The sequence below is a fragment of the Methylobacillus draconifructus genome, assembly GCF_045984385.1.
Taxonomy (GTDB): Bacteria; Pseudomonadota; Gammaproteobacteria; order Burkholderiales; family Methylophilaceae; genus Methylobacillus; species Methylobacillus flagellatus_A.
Genome location: NZ_JBJQIJ010000002.1, coordinates 161,203 through 176,516, shown reverse-complemented (window position 1 = coordinate 176,516; position 15,314 = coordinate 161,203). Strand labels below are relative to the sequence as shown.

14 protein-coding genes are annotated in these 15,314 nt (G+C 58.9%); 12 read left to right on the top strand and 2 right to left on the bottom strand.

The window, feature by feature from the left end; genetic code table 11:
• Nucleotides 1-85 precede the first annotated feature (85 nt).
• The 8 genes from rpe (at nt 86) to hemB (ending at nt 9,091) form a co-directional block, all read left to right on the top strand.
• Nucleotides 86-784, top strand: coding sequence for a ribulose-phosphate 3-epimerase (gene rpe, locus ACKF11_RS04685; RefSeq protein ID WP_309565717.1), 699 nt, complete (start codon nt 86-88; stop codon nt 782-784).
• Nucleotides 785-919: 135 nt separating this feature from the next.
• On the top strand, nt 920-2,404 hold the full coding sequence (gene trpE, locus ACKF11_RS04680) for an anthranilate synthase component I (protein ID WP_407996144.1): 1,485 nt from the start codon (nt 920-922) through the stop codon (nt 2,402-2,404).
• Between the two features lie 2 nt (nt 2,405-2,406).
• The gene (locus ACKF11_RS04675) at nt 2,407-5,007 is read left to right on the top strand and encodes a bifunctional diguanylate cyclase/phosphodiesterase (RefSeq protein WP_407996143.1); all 2,601 of its coding nucleotides are present in this window, start codon (nt 2,407-2,409) and stop codon (nt 5,005-5,007) included.
• 55 nt (nt 5,008-5,062) lie between these two features.
• Complete coding sequence (locus ACKF11_RS04670) at nt 5,063-5,629, top strand: aminodeoxychorismate/anthranilate synthase component II (RefSeq protein ID WP_309565714.1); 567 nt, start codon at nt 5,063-5,065, stop codon at nt 5,627-5,629.
• Nucleotides 5,629-6,654: an anthranilate phosphoribosyltransferase gene (gene trpD, locus ACKF11_RS04665; protein WP_407996142.1), complete on the top strand. Its 1,026-nt coding sequence runs from the start codon at nt 5,629-5,631 to the stop codon at nt 6,652-6,654. Before ACKF11_RS04670 ends, trpD begins: the two co-directional genes overlap by 1 nt.
• Nucleotides 6,655-6,664: 10 nt before the next feature.
• Nucleotides 6,665-7,255, top strand: coding sequence for a DUF3465 domain-containing protein (locus ACKF11_RS04660; protein WP_407996141.1), 591 nt, complete (start codon nt 6,665-6,667; stop codon nt 7,253-7,255).
• A gap of 30 nt (nt 7,256-7,285) precedes the next feature.
• On the top strand, nt 7,286-8,074 hold the full coding sequence (trpC, locus tag ACKF11_RS04655) for an indole-3-glycerol phosphate synthase TrpC (RefSeq protein WP_407996140.1): 789 nt from the start codon (nt 7,286-7,288) through the stop codon (nt 8,072-8,074).
• 9 nt (nt 8,075-8,083) lie between these two features.
• On the top strand, nt 8,084-9,091 hold the full coding sequence (gene hemB, locus ACKF11_RS04650; RefSeq protein WP_309565710.1) for a porphobilinogen synthase: 1,008 nt from the start codon (nt 8,084-8,086) through the stop codon (nt 9,089-9,091).
• 159 nt (nt 9,092-9,250) lie between these two features.
• Here the strand turns inward: hemB and ACKF11_RS04645 are convergent, their stop codons facing one another.
• Nucleotides 9,251-9,883, bottom strand: a complete 633-nt coding sequence (locus ACKF11_RS04645; protein ID WP_407996139.1) for a hypothetical protein — start codon at nt 9,881-9,883, stop codon at nt 9,251-9,253.
• Nucleotides 9,884-9,949: 66 nt separating this feature from the next.
• Nucleotides 9,950-12,325 carry a penicillin-binding protein 1A gene (locus ACKF11_RS04640; RefSeq protein WP_407996138.1) on the bottom strand — a complete coding sequence of 792 codons (2,376 nt, stop codon included), beginning with the start codon at nt 12,323-12,325 and terminating at the stop codon, nt 9,950-9,952.
• A 163-nt stretch (nt 12,326-12,488) separates the two neighbouring features.
• On the opposite strand from ACKF11_RS04640, the gene ACKF11_RS04635 reads away from it, so the two are divergent.
• The 4 genes from ACKF11_RS04635 to ACKF11_RS04620 are packed head-to-tail and all read left to right on the top strand — an operon-like array spanning nt 12,489 to nt 15,311.
• The gene (locus ACKF11_RS04635; protein ID WP_407996137.1) at nt 12,489-13,559 is read left to right on the top strand and encodes a pilus assembly protein PilM; all 1,071 of its coding nucleotides are present in this window, start codon (nt 12,489-12,491) and stop codon (nt 13,557-13,559) included.
• Complete coding sequence (locus tag ACKF11_RS04630) at nt 13,559-14,149, top strand: PilN domain-containing protein (protein WP_407996136.1); 591 nt, start codon at nt 13,559-13,561, stop codon at nt 14,147-14,149. Before ACKF11_RS04635 ends, ACKF11_RS04630 begins: the two co-directional genes overlap by 1 nt.
• Complete coding sequence (locus ACKF11_RS04625) at nt 14,146-14,781, top strand: type IV pilus inner membrane component PilO (protein ID WP_407996135.1); 636 nt, start codon at nt 14,146-14,148, stop codon at nt 14,779-14,781. The genes ACKF11_RS04630 and ACKF11_RS04625 overlap by 4 nt, the downstream gene beginning before the upstream one ends.
• The gene (locus ACKF11_RS04620; protein WP_405029506.1) at nt 14,778-15,311 is read left to right on the top strand and encodes a pilus assembly protein PilP; all 534 of its coding nucleotides are present in this window, start codon (nt 14,778-14,780) and stop codon (nt 15,309-15,311) included. Before ACKF11_RS04625 ends, ACKF11_RS04620 begins: the two co-directional genes overlap by 4 nt.
• Nucleotides 15,312-15,314 lie beyond the last annotated feature (3 nt).

Here is a 15,314-nt window from a genome sequence, read left to right as displayed (position 1 = left end):
TTTGCAATAAGCGTTGCTGAGGCCGGGTGCGTTGACACATTTTCAGTTAAAATAAGCATTTTTTACGCTATACAACCTCAATATCATGGCCAAACCATTCAGAATTGCCCCTAGTATCCTTTCCGCCAACTTCGCCAAGCTGGGCCAGGAAATCACCGACGTGATCACTTCCGGCGCGGATATTGTCCACTTTGACGTGATGGACAACCATTATGTTCCCAACCTGACCATCGGCCCATTGGTCTGCGAGGCGATTCGCCCGGTGACCGACGCCATCATCGACGTGCACCTGATGGTGAAGCCGGTTGACCGCATCATCCCCGATTTCGCCAAGGCGGGCGCCAACATCATCACCTTCCACCCGGAAGCTTCCGACCATATCGACCGCAGCCTGTCCCTGATCCGCGACCAGGGCTGTAAGTCCGGCCTGGTATTCAATCCGGCAACCCCGCTGTCCTACCTGGACTACGTCATGGACAAGGTCGATATGGTGTTGCTGATGTCCGTGAACCCCGGCTTTGGCGGTCAGAAGTTCATTCCCGGCACCCTGGACAAGCTGCGCGAAGCGCGTGCGCGTATCGACGCCTACACTGAGAAGACCGGCCGTGAAATCTGGCTGGAAATCGACGGCGGCGTGAACCCTGCCAATATTGCCGATATCGCCCGCGCTGGTGCCGATACGTTCGTGGCAGGCTCTGCCGTGTTCGGCGCAGGCAAGGACACCGATCCCAACCGTTACGACACTGTCATCAGCGCATTGCGCGCCGAGCTGGCCAAAGTATAGGCGGCATGCAGATGAACACCCGAATCCTGAGCTATCGCAGCAGCTGGCGATGGTGGCGCTGAAGTAAGCTACCGCTACCCATGAAGATGCATGGGTGCCACTCAATTAGAAAATCATCAGGATTCGGGAGTTTTTATGCTGCAAACCATCAGTCAACAGGAGTTTGATGCCCTGGCGAGCCAGGGTTATAACCGTATTTCCCTGGTCATCGAGACATTCGCCGATCTCGATACTCCGCTTTCACTTTACCTGAAACTCGCTAACCAGCCCTATTCCTACCTGCTTGAGTCGGTGCAGGGCGGAGAACGCTTCGGCCGCTACTCCATCATCGGCCTGCCTGCCCATGTGCGCATAGAGGCGCGCGGCCAGGAGGTCAAGGTGCTGGACCGCGACACGGTGATCGAAGAGGCGCAGGATGTGAATCCGCTGGATTTCATCCAGGCCTACCAGGCCAGGTTCCGCATCCCTCCCTATCAGGGACTGCCGCGCTTTACCGGCGGCCTGGCGGGATACTTCGGCTACGACACCATCCGCTATATCGAGCGCCGCCTGGCGGGCACCGCCAAACAGGATGCGCTCGGCGTGCCGGATATTCTGCTCATGGTATCGGAAGAGATTGCGGTGGTGGACAACCTTTCCGGCAAGCTGTATTTCATCGTGTATGCCGACCCGGCAATTGCAGAAGCCTACTCCAAGGGCATACAGCGCCTCAATGCATTGGTGCAGCGCTTGCGCCAGCCGGTGGCTATTCCCTATGCCGCCGCCATGCCGGTCACCGAGGCGCATTCGGAGTTCGGCGAGGCGAGCTTCAAGGAGGCGGTGGCCAAGTCCAAGCAGTACATTTTTGATGGCGACATCATGCAGGTGGTGCTGTCTCAGCGCATGGCCAAGCCTTTCACGGCACCGCCCTTGTCGCTCTACCGTGCCTTGCGCAGTCTCAATCCCTCGCCCTACATGTTCTATTACGACATGGGAGACCACCATGTCGTCGGCGCTTCCCCGGAAATCCTGGTGCGCCTGGAGGAAGACACGGTGACCTCGCGGCCGATTGCCGGAACTCGCCCCCGCGGCAAGACCCGCGAGGAAGATGTCGCGCTGGCGGAAGAGTTGCTGGCTGATCCCAAGGAAATTGCCGAGCACGTACAGCTGATGGACCTGGGGCGCAACGACGTTGGCCGTGTTGCGCAAGTCGGTAGCGTCGCGGTGACGGACAAGATGGTGATCGAGCGTTATTCGCACGTCATGCATATCGTCTCGAATGTCGAGGGCAAGCTCAAGCCCAGTTTGCATGCCATCGATGTGCTCAAGGCGACCTTCCCTGCCGGCACTCTGAGCGGCGCGCCCAAGGTGCGCGCCATGGAAATCATCGACGAACTGGAGCCGAGCAAGCGAGGCATTTATGGCGGCGCCGTCGGCTACCTCGGCTTCAATGGCGACATGGACCTCGCCATTGCCATCCGCACCGGCGTGATCAAGGATGGCATGTTGTATTCCCAGGCCGGCGCCGGCATCGTCGCCGATTCCGTACCGGAAAACGAGTGGGTGGAAACCCAGAACAAGGCGCGTGCGGTATTGCGCGCAGCGGAGATCGTACAGGCAGGGCTCGATAACAAGGAGTAGGCATGGCGGCAGCAAACAGCCGGATTTTGCTCCGGCTTATCATTCTGGCACTCGGGTGTTTTGCTGTTGGCATGCTGGGCAAAGTGCTGCCGTTCTCCGTCTTGCAAGCCAACCTTGTCTGGTTGTCCGGAGGTGTGGCGGTAGCTGCCTTGCTCCGCTGGGGAATGGCGTATTGGCCTGCCATTCTGGGGGCGCAACTGGCACTGGCTCTCACGACTTACGACCCTGTTTCCGCCAATGCGCTCCTGATTGCCGCGCTGTCAATAGCCAGCACCATGACCTATGCCTTCGCCGCATGGATATTGCGGCTCAGCGGGTTCCATCACGCACTGGACCGGATTCGCGACATTCCCATCATGATCCTGGGCGTTGCCGTGGGGATGCTGGTATGTACCGTGGTTAACGTGGCCATCCTGCGCCAGGCACAATTGGTAAGTCTGGAAAGCGTGCTGCCGGCCTTGCTGTTTGGCTGGATCGTCAACGTGCTTGGTGTGTTGCTGCTGCTGCCTTTGTTGTTGAACGTCACCTGGACGGAGATACAGAGTTTCTGGCAGCGGCGCGCGCGTTTCAGCTTGCTGGCTGTGGTCGCGGTGGCGGTGGAGTGGGCGATCTTCCAGTTGGCACCGGATTATGCAGATCAATACATGTGGTTTGCTTTCCTGGTCTTGCCGCTGGTGGTACTGGTCTCTATGCGCATGGGCATCACCGGCGCTTCCGTCGTTGTGCTGGCTTTGTCCATAGTGGCGATGGCATCGGCTCGGGTTGATTACCAGGTAGGACTGGAGCATCCTGGATACCAGCCGGTATGGGCGCTATGGGTGTTGATGAGTACGCTTTCCATCGTCGGCATGCTGATTGCCGCCCTGCAATCCTCGCGTGAAGTGACCGAAAAGGCATTGCGCAACAGCGAGACCAAGTTCAGGGCGGTGATCGAGAATGCCCAGGACGGGATTGTCAGCATTGACGAACAAGGCAGGCTGGTGGAATTCAATCATGCGGCAGAGGTCATGTTCGGCTACCGCCGTGAAGACGTGCTGGGCAAGATGCTGGCGGATACCTTGATTCCGCCCGCGATGCGCGAGGCGCACAGGCAGGGCCACCAGCGCTACCTGACTTCTGGCGTCAGCAAGATGCTTGACCGCAGGCTGGAGTTGAGCGCCTTGCGTGCTGACGGCACCGAGTTCCCGGTCGAGCTGACCATCACCTCGCTCAAGGAGCAGGGCGTGCCGCTCTTGACGGGGTTCTTCCGCGACCTGACTGAGCGCCGCAAGGTCGAGTCCGAGATCCGCAACCTGGCTTTCTACGACGCGCTGACCACTTTGCCGAACCGCCGCCTGCTGCTGGACAGGTTGCAACAGGCGATTGCGACAAGCGTCAGGCATGGCAAGCATGGCGCGGTGTTGTTTATCGACCTGGACAATTTCAAGGCGCTCAATGATTCGCGCGGACATGATGTCGGCGACTTGCTGCTGGTGGAAGTGGCGCGCCGCCTGCGTCAGTGCGTCCGCAATGAGGATACGGTAGCTCGTCTCGGCGGCGACGAATTCGTGATCGTGCTGGAGGACCTGAGCCTCAACCTGGAGCAGGCTATCGCGCAAACCAGGCAGGTCGCGCAAAAGGTCTTGGAAATCATCAATCATCGGTACGAGTTGGGAGAGATCGAGCACCACAATTCATCCAGCATCGGCATTGTCCTGTTCAATGGCAATTTCGTTACTATAGAAGAACTGCTCAAACGGTCCGATACCGCCATGTACGAAGCCAAGGCGGCCGGGCGCAATACCCTGCGTTTCTTCGATCCTGCCATGCAGGCGGCCCTGGAGAGACGGGTAGATATGGAGTTGCAGCTGCGCCTGGCGATCGTACAGAAGCAGCTTAGGCTGTTTTGCCAGGTGCAGGTGGATACCGAGCGCAAGGTCTTTAGTGCAGAAATCTTGTTGCGATGGCAACATCCGGAGCATGGGCTGCTTTCGCCCAAGGAGTTCGTCGGCATTGCCGAGGATAGCGGGCTGATCGTGTCGATAGGCCATTGGGTGCTATACAACGCTTGCCTGCAGCTCAAGGCCTGGGAGGGCCGTCCGGGGGTCGATGGCTTGCAGCTGGCGGTGAATGTGAGCGCGCGTCAGTTCCGCCAGGTTGATTTCGTCGATGAAGTCAGGAAAATCCTGCAAAGCACAGGGGCTGACCCAAGCCTGCTCAAGCTGGAGCTGACAGAGAGCGTGGTGCTGGACAATATAGCGGATGCGGTTGCCAAAATGAACGCCTTGCGGGAGCTCGGGGTGCGTTTCTCCATGGATGATTTTGGCACGGGATATTCTTCTTTGGCCTACTTAAAGCGCTTGCCGCTTAGCCAAGTCAAGATTGACCGGTCATTCGTGCGTGACATTGCCGAGGATGCCAGCGATGCGGCGATTGTGCAGGCGATACTTGCGATGAGCAATTCGCTTGGACTGAAGGTGATTGCAGAAGGCGTAGAGACCGAGGTGCAGTTTGAATTGCTGCAAAGCTATGGTTGCCAGTTCTTCCAGGGATATCTGTTTGCCAGGCCCATGCTGATCCAGGATTTTGAGCAACTGGCGCAGGAGAGGGACTTTTTTTTATGATGAATTACGCCCACAATAACAGGTTCGCCCGGGTGCAAGATGAAGGATGCACATTATGCTGTTGATGCTCGATAATTATGACTCGTTTACCTACAACCTCGTACAGTATCTTGGCGAGCTTGGACAGGATGTGCAGGTGTACCGCAACGATGAGATTGACTTGGCTGGCGTGGCTGCGCTCAACCCCAGGCATATCGTCATTTCGCCAGGCCCCTGCACGCCTAACGAGGCCGGCATTTCCGTGCCGCTGATCCACGAGTTCGCGGGCAAGATTCCCATACTGGGCGTTTGCCTCGGCCACCAGAGCATAGGCCAGGCATTCGGCGGCAAGATCGTTCACGCCAAGCAGCTCATGCACGGCAAGACTTCTGAAATCCACCATGCCGACCTTGGCGTGTTCAAGGGCTTGCCCAATCCCTACACGGCAACGCGCTATCACTCGCTGGTGATCGAGCGCGAGTCGATGCCGGATTGCCTGGAAATTACCGCCTGGACCGAAGACGGCGAGATCATGGGCGTGCGTCACAAGACCTTGCCGATCGAGGGCGTGCAATTCCACCCCGAATCCATCCTCACCCAGTACGGACACGAGCTGCTGAACAATTTCCTGAAAGCGTATTGATGAGCATTACCCCCAAGATTGCCTTGCAAAGGCTGATCGACCATGCCGATTTCACGCATGAGGAAATGCTGGACGTGATGCAGCAGATCATGGGCGGCGCCTTCACCCCGATACAGATTGCCGGCTTCCTTGCCGGCTTGCGCGTCAAGGGCGAGACCGTCACGGAGATCGCGGCAGCGGCGCAAGTGATGCGCGAGCTTTCCAGCAAGGTGCAGGTAGAAGACGGCAGCCACTTGATCGATACCTGCGGTACCGGCGGTGCGCCCAACAAGGCGTTCAACGTCTCCACGGCGTCGGCCTTCGTGGCTGCCGGGGCGGGTGCGCGTATCGCCAAGCATGGCGGGCGCGCGGCTTCCTCCAAGAGCGGCTCCGCTGATGTGCTGGAGGCGCTCGGCGTCAATATCAGCCTGACGCCAGAGCAGGTGGCACGGTGCGTGAACGAGGCAGGAATAGGCTTCATGTTCGCTCCCAACCACCATGCGGCGATGAAATATGCAGCGCCGGTGCGGCGCGAGCTCGGCGTGCGCACCATGTTCAACCTGCTGGGGCCGATGACCAATCCGGCAGGGGCCAAACGCCAGGTGATGGGCGTATTCCATCGCGACCTGGTGAGCCTGCTGGCGCATACATTGAAAAAGCTCGGCAGCGAGCATGTGATGGTGGTGCACAGCGCGGACGAAATGGATGAAATTTCCTTTTCCGCGGATACCTACGTTGCCGAGCTCAAGCATGGCGAAGTAAGGGAATATACGCTGAATCCTGCCCAGTTCGGCATGCCTTTGCACGACATCGACAGCATCCATGTGGAAAACGCCCAGCAGTCCAGCGAGATTATCCTGGGCGTGCTGTCAGGTGTGCATGGCCCGGCGCGCGACATCGTCCTGTTGAACGCGGGCGCCGCCATTTACGTGTCGGGCATTGCGGTCGACTTGCAGGACGGTATAGCGCGGGCTGCCGATTCGCTGGATTCCGGCGCGGCATTGAACAAGCTGCAGCAGCTCAAGGCGCTGAGCCAGGCGGCATGAGAGCCTGTTCATGCCCTTCTGGTTGTCCCGGCAGCGCAGCCGCAGCCGCGTTGCAAATCCTCGCCAGGCAATCAGCACGGCTTCGGTTTGCGCCTTGCATCGACTACACCGCCGGGGCAACGCGCCCTATGAAAAGATCGTGAACAGGCTCTTATGGCTGGTGGCTGCCATTGCAGTCGCCTATACCTTTTTCCATTTCACGCAGCCTGGGCCGCATGCTGTTCCCGCTGCCGAAGTTCAGGCGGTACCGGCAGCATCCCATGCTGCGGCAAACCGGCGCATAGCGCAGGCATTCAGCCAGCGTGAGCATGCCGTGGCAATACAATCCGCTGGCGTCGTGAGCAAGGTGCTGCCGGACGACAATGACGGATCGTGTCACCAGCGCTTTATTCTTGAGCTGGATAACGGCATGACGGTGCTGGTAGCGCATAATATTGATCTTGCCCCCAGGCTGGATGGCCTCCGGGCTGGCGATGCCGTGGAATTCAACGGTGTTTATGAATGGAATGCCAAGGGCGGTGTCGTACATTGGACCCATCATGACCCTCGCGGCCAGCATGCGGGCGGATGGCTGCGTTATCAAGGCAGGCTGTATCAATAGATTAGAGTGAACGAAAGCGATTGCAAGGCAATGTCAGACATACTCAATAAAATTCTGGAAGTGAAGCGGGCGGAAATCGATGCCGCGCAACAACGCAAGCCGCTGGCGGCGGTCAAGGCGGAAGCGCTGGCCCAGCCCGCGCCACGCCCTTTCCTCGGCGCCATTCAGGACAAGGTTGCGGCAGGCAAGGCAGCCGTGATTGCGGAAATCAAGAAGGCCAGCCCTTCCAAGGGCGTGATCCGGAAGGATTTCCGTCCTGCCGAGATTGCCGCCAGTTACGCTAGTCATGGCGCTGCCTGTCTTTCCGTATTGACCGACGAGCAGTTCTTCCAGGGCAGTGCCGAATATCTCAAGGCGGCGCGCGCCGCCTGCGATATTCCAGTATTGCGCAAGGACTTCATGATAGACCCTTACCAAGTGTATGAGGCACGCGCGATGGGCGCAGATTGCATCCTGCTGATCGCGGCAGCGCTTGACCTTTCCCAGATGCGTGAGCTGGAAACCATCGCCCACCGGCTCGGCATGAGTGTGCTGGTGGAAGTGCACAACGGCGAGGAACTGGAGCAGGCCTTGCAGCTGGAGACGCCGTTGCTGGGCATCAACAACCGCAACCTGCGCACGTTCGAGGTAACGCTGGACACGACATTGTCGCTACTGCCCCGTATCCCTGCAGGCAAGACCGTCGTCACCGAGTCGGGCATCTTCACTGCCGAGGACGTTGCCTTGATGCGCCGCCATGAGGTGCATACCTTCCTCGTCGGCGAGGCGTTCATGCGCCAGACTGATCCCGGCTTGGCGTTGGCCCAGGTATTCGCATAAGGAATCCGTATGACTGCATCATCACGCCAGTTTCTTGCCATTCGCCCACGCCGCATGCGGAGGGACGATTTCTCGCGCCGGTTGATGCGCGAGCATGTGCTCACTGCCAACGACCTGATCTATCCTGTATTCGTGCTGGAAGGGGAAAACCGGGTCGAGGAAGTCGCTTCCATGCCTGGCGTACAACGCCAGAGCATAGACCGCTTGCTGGAAACTGCCGGGCAATGCGTGGCGCTGGGCATCCCGGCCCTGGCGCTGTTCCCGGTCGTCGGCCAGCAATACAAGAGCCTGACCGCGGATGAGGCATGGAATCCCGAAGGCTTGGTGCCGCGCACCGTGCGTGCGCTCAAGGCCGCCTACCCACAGCTGGGCGTCATTACCGATGTCGCGCTCGACCCTTACACCACGCACGGGCAGGACGGCGTTATCGACGATACCGGCTATGTGCTCAACGACGAGACCGTGGCGATCCTGGTGAAGCAGGCGCTTTGCCATGCGCAGGCCGGGGCGGACGTGGTGGCGCCCTCGGACATGATGGACGGACGCATCGGCGCGATCCGTGATGCGCTGGAAGAAGCCGGGCATATCCATACCCGCATCCTGGCATACTCGGCCAAATACGCCTCCGCCTTCTATGGTCCTTTCCGAGACGCGGTGGGTTCTTCCGCCAACCTGGGCAAGGGCAACAAATACAATTACCAGATGGATCCCGGCAATTCGGACGAAGCGTTGCGCGAAGTGGCCCTCGACCTCGAGGAAGGCGCCGATATGGTCATGGTCAAGCCCGGCATGCCATACCTCGACATCGTGCGCCGCGTAAAGCAGGAATTCGGCGTGCCGACCTATGCCTACCATGTGAGCGGCGAATATGCCATGCTCAAGGCTGCCGTGCAGAATGGCTGGCTGGATGAGAAAGCGGTAGTGCTGGAGGCTATGCTGGGCTTCAAGCGCGCCGGGGCGGACGGCATCCTGACCTATTACGCCATGGATATTGCCCGCTGGCTGCGCGAGGCTTAGCGCCGCTAACAAAACCCTTCTGTCGTCGTTGCTCTGCCTTGCCGTAATAGTTTGTACTGTCTGCGACAGAGCGCCTAGTCAGAATCGCTTCGCTGGCGTTTGTTAGCGGCTCTTGATCAGGAGTACATAGCGACTAGGCGCTTTTAATACGCTTAAATCTCAGGATAAAGGCTCGCTCTGCTGTATCAGGCTGGCGAGCGCTTCGATATTGGCCCGGCTGGCGTTGCTGCCATTGACCGGGCTTTTTGTCGGCATGCGCATGTCGTCGACCTCGAACACGCTGAGCCTGATCATCCCGTGCGGGCCTTCCAGGGTGAACACCGGCACCTTCTTGCGTTCCATGCTGCGGCGCTCGCTGATGCGATAGGATTTTTCATCCGTGGCATAGGGGATTTGCTGGTTGAGCAGGAATATCTCGACTTCTTTCAAGCTATCCGCAAACAGGTGGATATGCGTTTCGGCGTATTTTCCCGCCGTGCCGTCCAGCACCGCGCCGGTCAGGTGCGGGTTGAAGCGTTCCAGCAATTGCATGACCAGCAATGCGTCCTTGCGTAGTTGCAGCAATGCTTCGGGCTGGTCGTCGCTATTGTAGATTTCGTGATAAACGCGGATTTCTTCTTCAATCTCGCTATTGGTCGGCATGCATTGCGAGTCGGTGACGCCAAGCTGGCGGCCCGCCTTGCGCTTGGCGTGGGCGTAATCGGAGATGCCCTCTTCCGCCATCATGCGGGCAGCCAGCTGCGCAATCAGCTGGCGCAACTGGGATTGGCGATTGCTGCTGTCTTTTGCCATGGTGCAAACGCCCTTCTGAAAAATTAAGCAGGCCGCCCGCTTGAAAGACTGCGGGCGGGCAGGTTCCTAAAACAGTTGATCCGGCCTCGGCGGGGCATTGTCCTGCTTCTCCGTAGGCGGGGGCGAGCCATGCCCGGGGATGGGGAAGCCGGGAATGATGGAGAAGATGGATTCCTCGGGTTCGGGCGGCGGGAATTCATGATAGAAGTATTCCACGACGCCTTCGCCATCCCCCTTCGCCTGCATGCCCGTTGCCGGGTCGATACGGATGGCGCTGACGCCGGCCGGCAATTCCGGCACGACTTCCGGCACGCCCTTGAGGGCGGAGCTCATATAGTCGATCCAGATCGGCAGCGCCGCCTTGCCGCCGGTTTCCAGGCTGCCCAGCGATTTGGGCTTGTCATATCCCATCCAGGAGATCGCGACATGTTTTGGGCTGTAGCCTGCAAACCAGGCGTCGATCTGGTTGTTGGTGGTGCCGGTTTTGCCTGCCAGGTCGGAACGGCCCAGGCTGCGCGCGCGCGTGGCGGTTCCCAGGCGTACCACGTCCTGCAGCATGGAATTCATGATAAAGGCATTGCGGCCGTCAATCACGCGCGCGGCGCCCTTGCCGGCCAGCAGCGGCTTGGATTGCTCCAGCACCTTGCCGCGGCTGTCGACGACCTTGTCGATGATATACGGCTTGACGCGATATCCCCCGTTGGCGAACACCGAGTAGGCCCCGGCCATCTGCCAGGCGGTCACCGAGCCAGCGCCCAGCGCCATCGCCAGGTAAGGCGGATGGTCCTTGGGAGAGAAGCCGAAGCGGGTAATGTAGTCCTGTGCATAGTTGACGCCTATGCCTTCCAGGATGCGGATGGATACCATGTTCTTGGACTTGGTCAAAGCCGTGCGCATGCGCATCGGGCCTTCGTACTTGCGGTCGTAGTTCTTGGGCTCCCACGCCGAGCCGCTGCCGGTTTCCCGCGCCGAGACCGAGATGGGCTCGTCTTCTATCATGCTGGCCGGGGTAAAGCCCTTCTCCAGCGATGCCGAATAGATGAAGGGCTTGAAGCTGGAGCCGGGCTGGCGCCATGCCTGCGTCACGTGGTTGAACTTGTTGCGGTTGAAGTCGAAGCCGCCGACCAGGGCCTTGACCGCGCCAGTTTCTGGGTCCATGGCCACCAGCGCCGCTTCTGCCTGGGGCAGTTGCACGATGTGCCAATTGTCGCCCTGGCGCATGATGCGGATGACGGCGCCTGGCTTGATGGTGCGTTTGGCCGCATCTTTCTCGGCAAGCTGCTTCTGCACGAATGCCAATCCGTCGCCGCTGATCTCGATATTGTTGCCGTCTTTGGCATAGACGCTCACCACTTTGGGCGTGACCTTGGTCACGACGGCAGGCATCATGCCCTGGAAGCTTTCCAGGTCGTCCATGGCGTTATCCAGCCAGTTGCCGCTGCCCGCCTCGTTGGCGCCGGGCGTGACGGTCTTTTCCGGGCCTCGGTAGCCGTGGCGGCGGTCATAGTCGATGATGCCCTGCAGGATGGCGCGATTGGCGGCTTCCTGGTTGCTCTTGCGGATCGTGGTGTAGATCTTGAGGCCGCTGCTGTAGATGTCATCCTTGTAGCGCTCGTACATCGCCTGGCGCACGATTTCCGCGACATAGTCCGCAGAGAGGTCGCGCATCTTGCGCGACTTGCGGAAGCGGTGCGGCTCCTGCAGCGCTGCTTCGTATTGTTTCTGGTCGATGAAGTGCAAATCCTTCATGCGGCGCAGCACGTAGCGCTGGCGCGCTTCTGCGCGCTTGGGGTTGGCGAAGGGATTGTAGCGTGAAGGGGCCTTGGGCAGGCCGGCCAGCATGGCCACTTCCGCAATGCTGAGCTGGTCCAGCGGCTTGCCATAGTAGACCTGCGAGGCGGCTGCGAAGCCATACGAGCGATGTCCCAGGTAGATCTGGTTGATGTAAAGCTCCAGGATCTGGTCCTTGCTCAGGTTGTGCTCTATCTTGATCGAGAGCAATGCCTCGCTGAGCTTGCGGGTGGCGGTCTTTTCGCTGGAAAGGAAGAAGTTGCGGGCCACCTGCATGGTGATGGTGCTGGCGCCTTCCTTGAAGCTGCCGGAAGTCACGTTGGAGATGGCCGCGCGCAGGATGCCTAGCGTATCGATGCCGCCATGCTGGTAGAAGCGCTCGTCTTCGGCGGCGAGAATGGCTTGTTTCAATGCCTCCGGCGTCTCGTTGATGCCGATGAAGGCGCGGCGCTCCTCGCCGAATTCGCCTATCAGGTGTCCATCCTCGGAATAGACGCGCATGGGGACCTTGGGCTTGTAGTCGGTCAAGGCTTCAAGGGAGGGGAGTTCGGGATAGATCAATGTGGCAGCCAGTGCCACCAGCGCAGTTGTCACCAATCCCAGGATAATGCCGGTGAGGATCAGGAACTGCCACCATTTTTTCGGGAGCATTGATTAGGGTTCAGTATTGGTAACAGACGCCGTTATTATAAGTGTCATTACCGTGATTTTAAAATCAAATAATCTGCTTTGACTTCACAGATGCTTGTTGCTAGCATCTAAAGTAAATTATTAGAAATAATTGTAAATAACCGTATTGGAAAGGGAATTTCGTTTGAAATTCGACTTTTTCTCAGAGCGCACACCGCCTCTGATAGGCGTGGACATCAGTTCCAGTTCGGTCAAGATGGTCGAGCTGACACAGGGGAACAAGGGAGCTTATCACCTGCAGGGCTATGCCATTGCCTCCATGGCAAGGGATGCGGTCGTGGATGGCAATATCGTCGGCCTCGACCTGGTGGCGGATGCGGTCAAGCGCGCCTGGAAATTGCTGGCTTCCCGCGAAAAACGCGTCGCCCTCGCTTTGCCGGCCACTGCCGTGATTACCAAGAAAGTCATCATGCAGGGCGGCATGCGCGAGGAGGATATGGAGTTCCAGGTCGAGGCCGAGGCCAACCAATACATCCCTTTCCCGCTTGATGAAGTCAACATTGATTTCCAGGTGCTGGGCCCGGCACCCAGCAGCGCCGACGAAGTCGAAGTGTTGATTGCCGCCTCGCGCAAGGAAAAGATCGAAGATAGGGTCGCTGCGGCCGAAGGGGCGGGGCTCAAGGTGCTGGTTGTCGATGTCGAGTCCTACGCGACCGAGGCGGCCTATGCGCTTGCGGCAAGCGAGTTGCCGAAATCCGGCAAGGGACAAACCGTCATGGTGGTGGATGTGGGCAGCGCCATGACGCATGTGCATGTCTTCCATGACGGACAACTCGTGCATAGCCGCGAACAAGCCTTTGGCGGCAACCAGCTGACGCTGGAAATCCAGCGCCGTTTCGGCGTTTCCAGCGAGGAAGCCGAGATTGCCAAACGCAACGGCGGGCTGCCGGAGAGCTACGAGAGCGAGGTGCTGCAGCCCTTCGTGCAGTCGTTGGCGCAGGAGGTGGTGCGCAGCCTGCAATTGTTCACCAACTCGACCCAGTACAATAAAGTGGACCATATCCTGCTCGCAGGAGGGTGTGCTGCGATTCCAGGCCTGGCAGCGCTGATCCAGGAAAAAACCCAGGCCAATACCCTGATCGCCAATCCGTTCAACCATATGTCCGTCAATCCGCGCCTCAAACAATTGCAAGTGATTGCGGATGCGCCGGCGTTGATGATCGCCTGCGGCCTGGCATTGCGGAGGTTCGACTAATGGTCAGAATCAACCTCCTCCCCCACCGCCAGATCCGCCGCGCCGAACGGCAGCGCGAATTCAACCTCATGCTGGCATTCGCTGCGGCTGCCGGCGTTGCCATCGTGTTCCTCGGCAGCACCATCCTGGGCAGCAAGCTGGATGAGCAGGTGAATCGCAATGCGCGGCTTGAAACGGCCAGCGCCAACCTCGACAAGCAGATTGAGGAAATCAAGGAACTCAAGTCCCAGATCCGCAACGTGCTGGACCGCAAGCAGATCGTGGAAAACCTGCAAGTCAACCGCAGCCAGTCCGTCATGATGCTGGACGAAATCAGCCGTCAGATGCCGGAGGGTATGTACCTCAAGGCCTTGAAGCAACAAGGCCGCCTGGTGACGCTGGAGGGCGTGGCGGATACCAATGCCCGGGTCGCTACCCTGGTGCGCAACCTCTCGGGTTCCGAGTGGCTGCAATCCCCCAACCTGGTGGAAATCAAGTCCGCGACGGTGAATGGCATCAGGCAGAATAACTTTACGGTCAATGCGCAGCTCAAGGCGCCGCCATCACCCGAGGATGAGGTGGCAGGCGCACAGAAGGGCGGTGTACTGTGAACCTGCAGGATTTCAACAATATCGACTTGAAGAATGCCGGCAGCCTGCCTTGGCCTGTCAAAGGGGGCTTGCTGGGCTTGCTGCTGGTGGTGATTGTGATTGCTGGGTATTGGTTTTTCTGGAGCCCTGCGATGGAAGAACTGGAGCAGGCGCGGGCGAAGGAAAACGAGTTGCGCGAAACCTTCCTCGCCAAGAAGCGCCAGGCGATCAACCTCGAAGCCTACAAGCAGCAAATGGTGGAAATCGAGCGCACGTTCGGCGCGCTGGTCAAGCAGTTGCCCGACCGCTCGCAGATGGATGGGCTGCTTACCGATATTAACCAGGCTGGCCTTGAGCGCGGGCTGGAGTTTGAGTTGTTCAAGCCCGGCCAGGAAGTCATTGCCGATTTCTACGCCGAAATGCCGATTTCCATCAAGGTGACTGGTTCCTATCACGACCTTGGCGAGTTCGCAGGCGATATCGCGAGGCTGCCTCGCATCGTCACCTTGAACGACATCGTGATCAATACGGCAGGCAAGGACAGCAAGGACGGTCGGCTGGTCATCGAGGCGGTGGCCCGCACCTACCGTTACCTGGATGCCAGCGAGATTGCCAGCAAGAAGCAGGCGGAAAAGAAAGAGGCGCGCAAATGAGCATGAATATTTGGCGTGAGCGCGGACAATATGCCTCTACTCTTATGCTCGGCCTGTGCCTATTGCTGAGCGCATGCGGCGACGGGCAAGGCGATGACCTTGACCGCTTTATCCGCGAAGCGGGCAACGACATGCATGCGCGTGTGGAGCCGTTGCCTGAGGTCAAGCCGTATACCGCGGCGACCTATAATGCCGACGGCATGCTGAACGACCCGTTCAAGGCGCGCAAGATCGTCAGTTCGCGCAGCAGCCTGCAACCCAACATGAACCGGCCGCGCGAGCCGCTTGAGGCTTTTCCGCTGGAAAGCCTAAAGTTTGTTGGCTCCTTGTCGAAGGAGAAATTGAAGTACGCCCTGATCCTGACCCCGGATAACCTGGTTCAGCAAATCAAGGTGGGCGGATACATGGGGCAGAATTTTGGCATGGTGACCGAGATCAGCGAAGGCGGCGTGACGATCAAGGAAATCATACAGGATGAGTTAAGCGGCGACTGGATAGAACGTGTCTCCAGTATTGAGTTGCAGGATTGAGGG

Bases quoted from the DNA above. Each gene is read 5' to 3' on its own strand.
- rpe (WP_309565717.1), top strand. From the start codon at position 86: ATGGCCAAACCATTCAGAATTGCCCCTAGTATCCTTTCCGCCAACTTC.
- trpE (WP_407996144.1), top strand. From the start codon at position 920: ATGCTGCAAACCATCAGTCAACAGGAGTTTGATGCCCTGGCGAGCCAG.
- ACKF11_RS04675 (WP_407996143.1), top strand. From the start codon at position 2,407: ATGGCGGCAGCAAACAGCCGGATTTTGCTCCGGCTTATCATTCTGGCA.
- ACKF11_RS04670 (WP_309565714.1), top strand. From the start codon at position 5,063: ATGCTGTTGATGCTCGATAATTATGACTCGTTTACCTACAACCTCGTA.
- trpD (WP_407996142.1), top strand. From the start codon at position 5,629: ATGAGCATTACCCCCAAGATTGCCTTGCAAAGGCTGATCGACCATGCC.
- ACKF11_RS04660 (WP_407996141.1), top strand. From the start codon at position 6,665: ATGCCCTTCTGGTTGTCCCGGCAGCGCAGCCGCAGCCGCGTTGCAAAT.
- trpC (WP_407996140.1), top strand. From the start codon at position 7,286: ATGTCAGACATACTCAATAAAATTCTGGAAGTGAAGCGGGCGGAAATC.
- hemB (WP_309565710.1), top strand. From the start codon at position 8,084: ATGACTGCATCATCACGCCAGTTTCTTGCCATTCGCCCACGCCGCATG.
- ACKF11_RS04645 (WP_407996139.1), bottom strand. From the start codon at position 9,883: ATGGCAAAAGACAGCAGCAATCGCCAATCCCAGTTGCGCCAGCTGATT.
- ACKF11_RS04640 (WP_407996138.1), bottom strand. From the start codon at position 12,325: ATGCTCCCGAAAAAATGGTGGCAGTTCCTGATCCTCACCGGCATTATC.
- ACKF11_RS04630 (WP_407996136.1), top strand. From the start codon at position 13,559: ATGGTCAGAATCAACCTCCTCCCCCACCGCCAGATCCGCCGCGCCGAA.
- ACKF11_RS04620 (WP_405029506.1), top strand. From the start codon at position 14,778: ATGAGCATGAATATTTGGCGTGAGCGCGGACAATATGCCTCTACTCTT.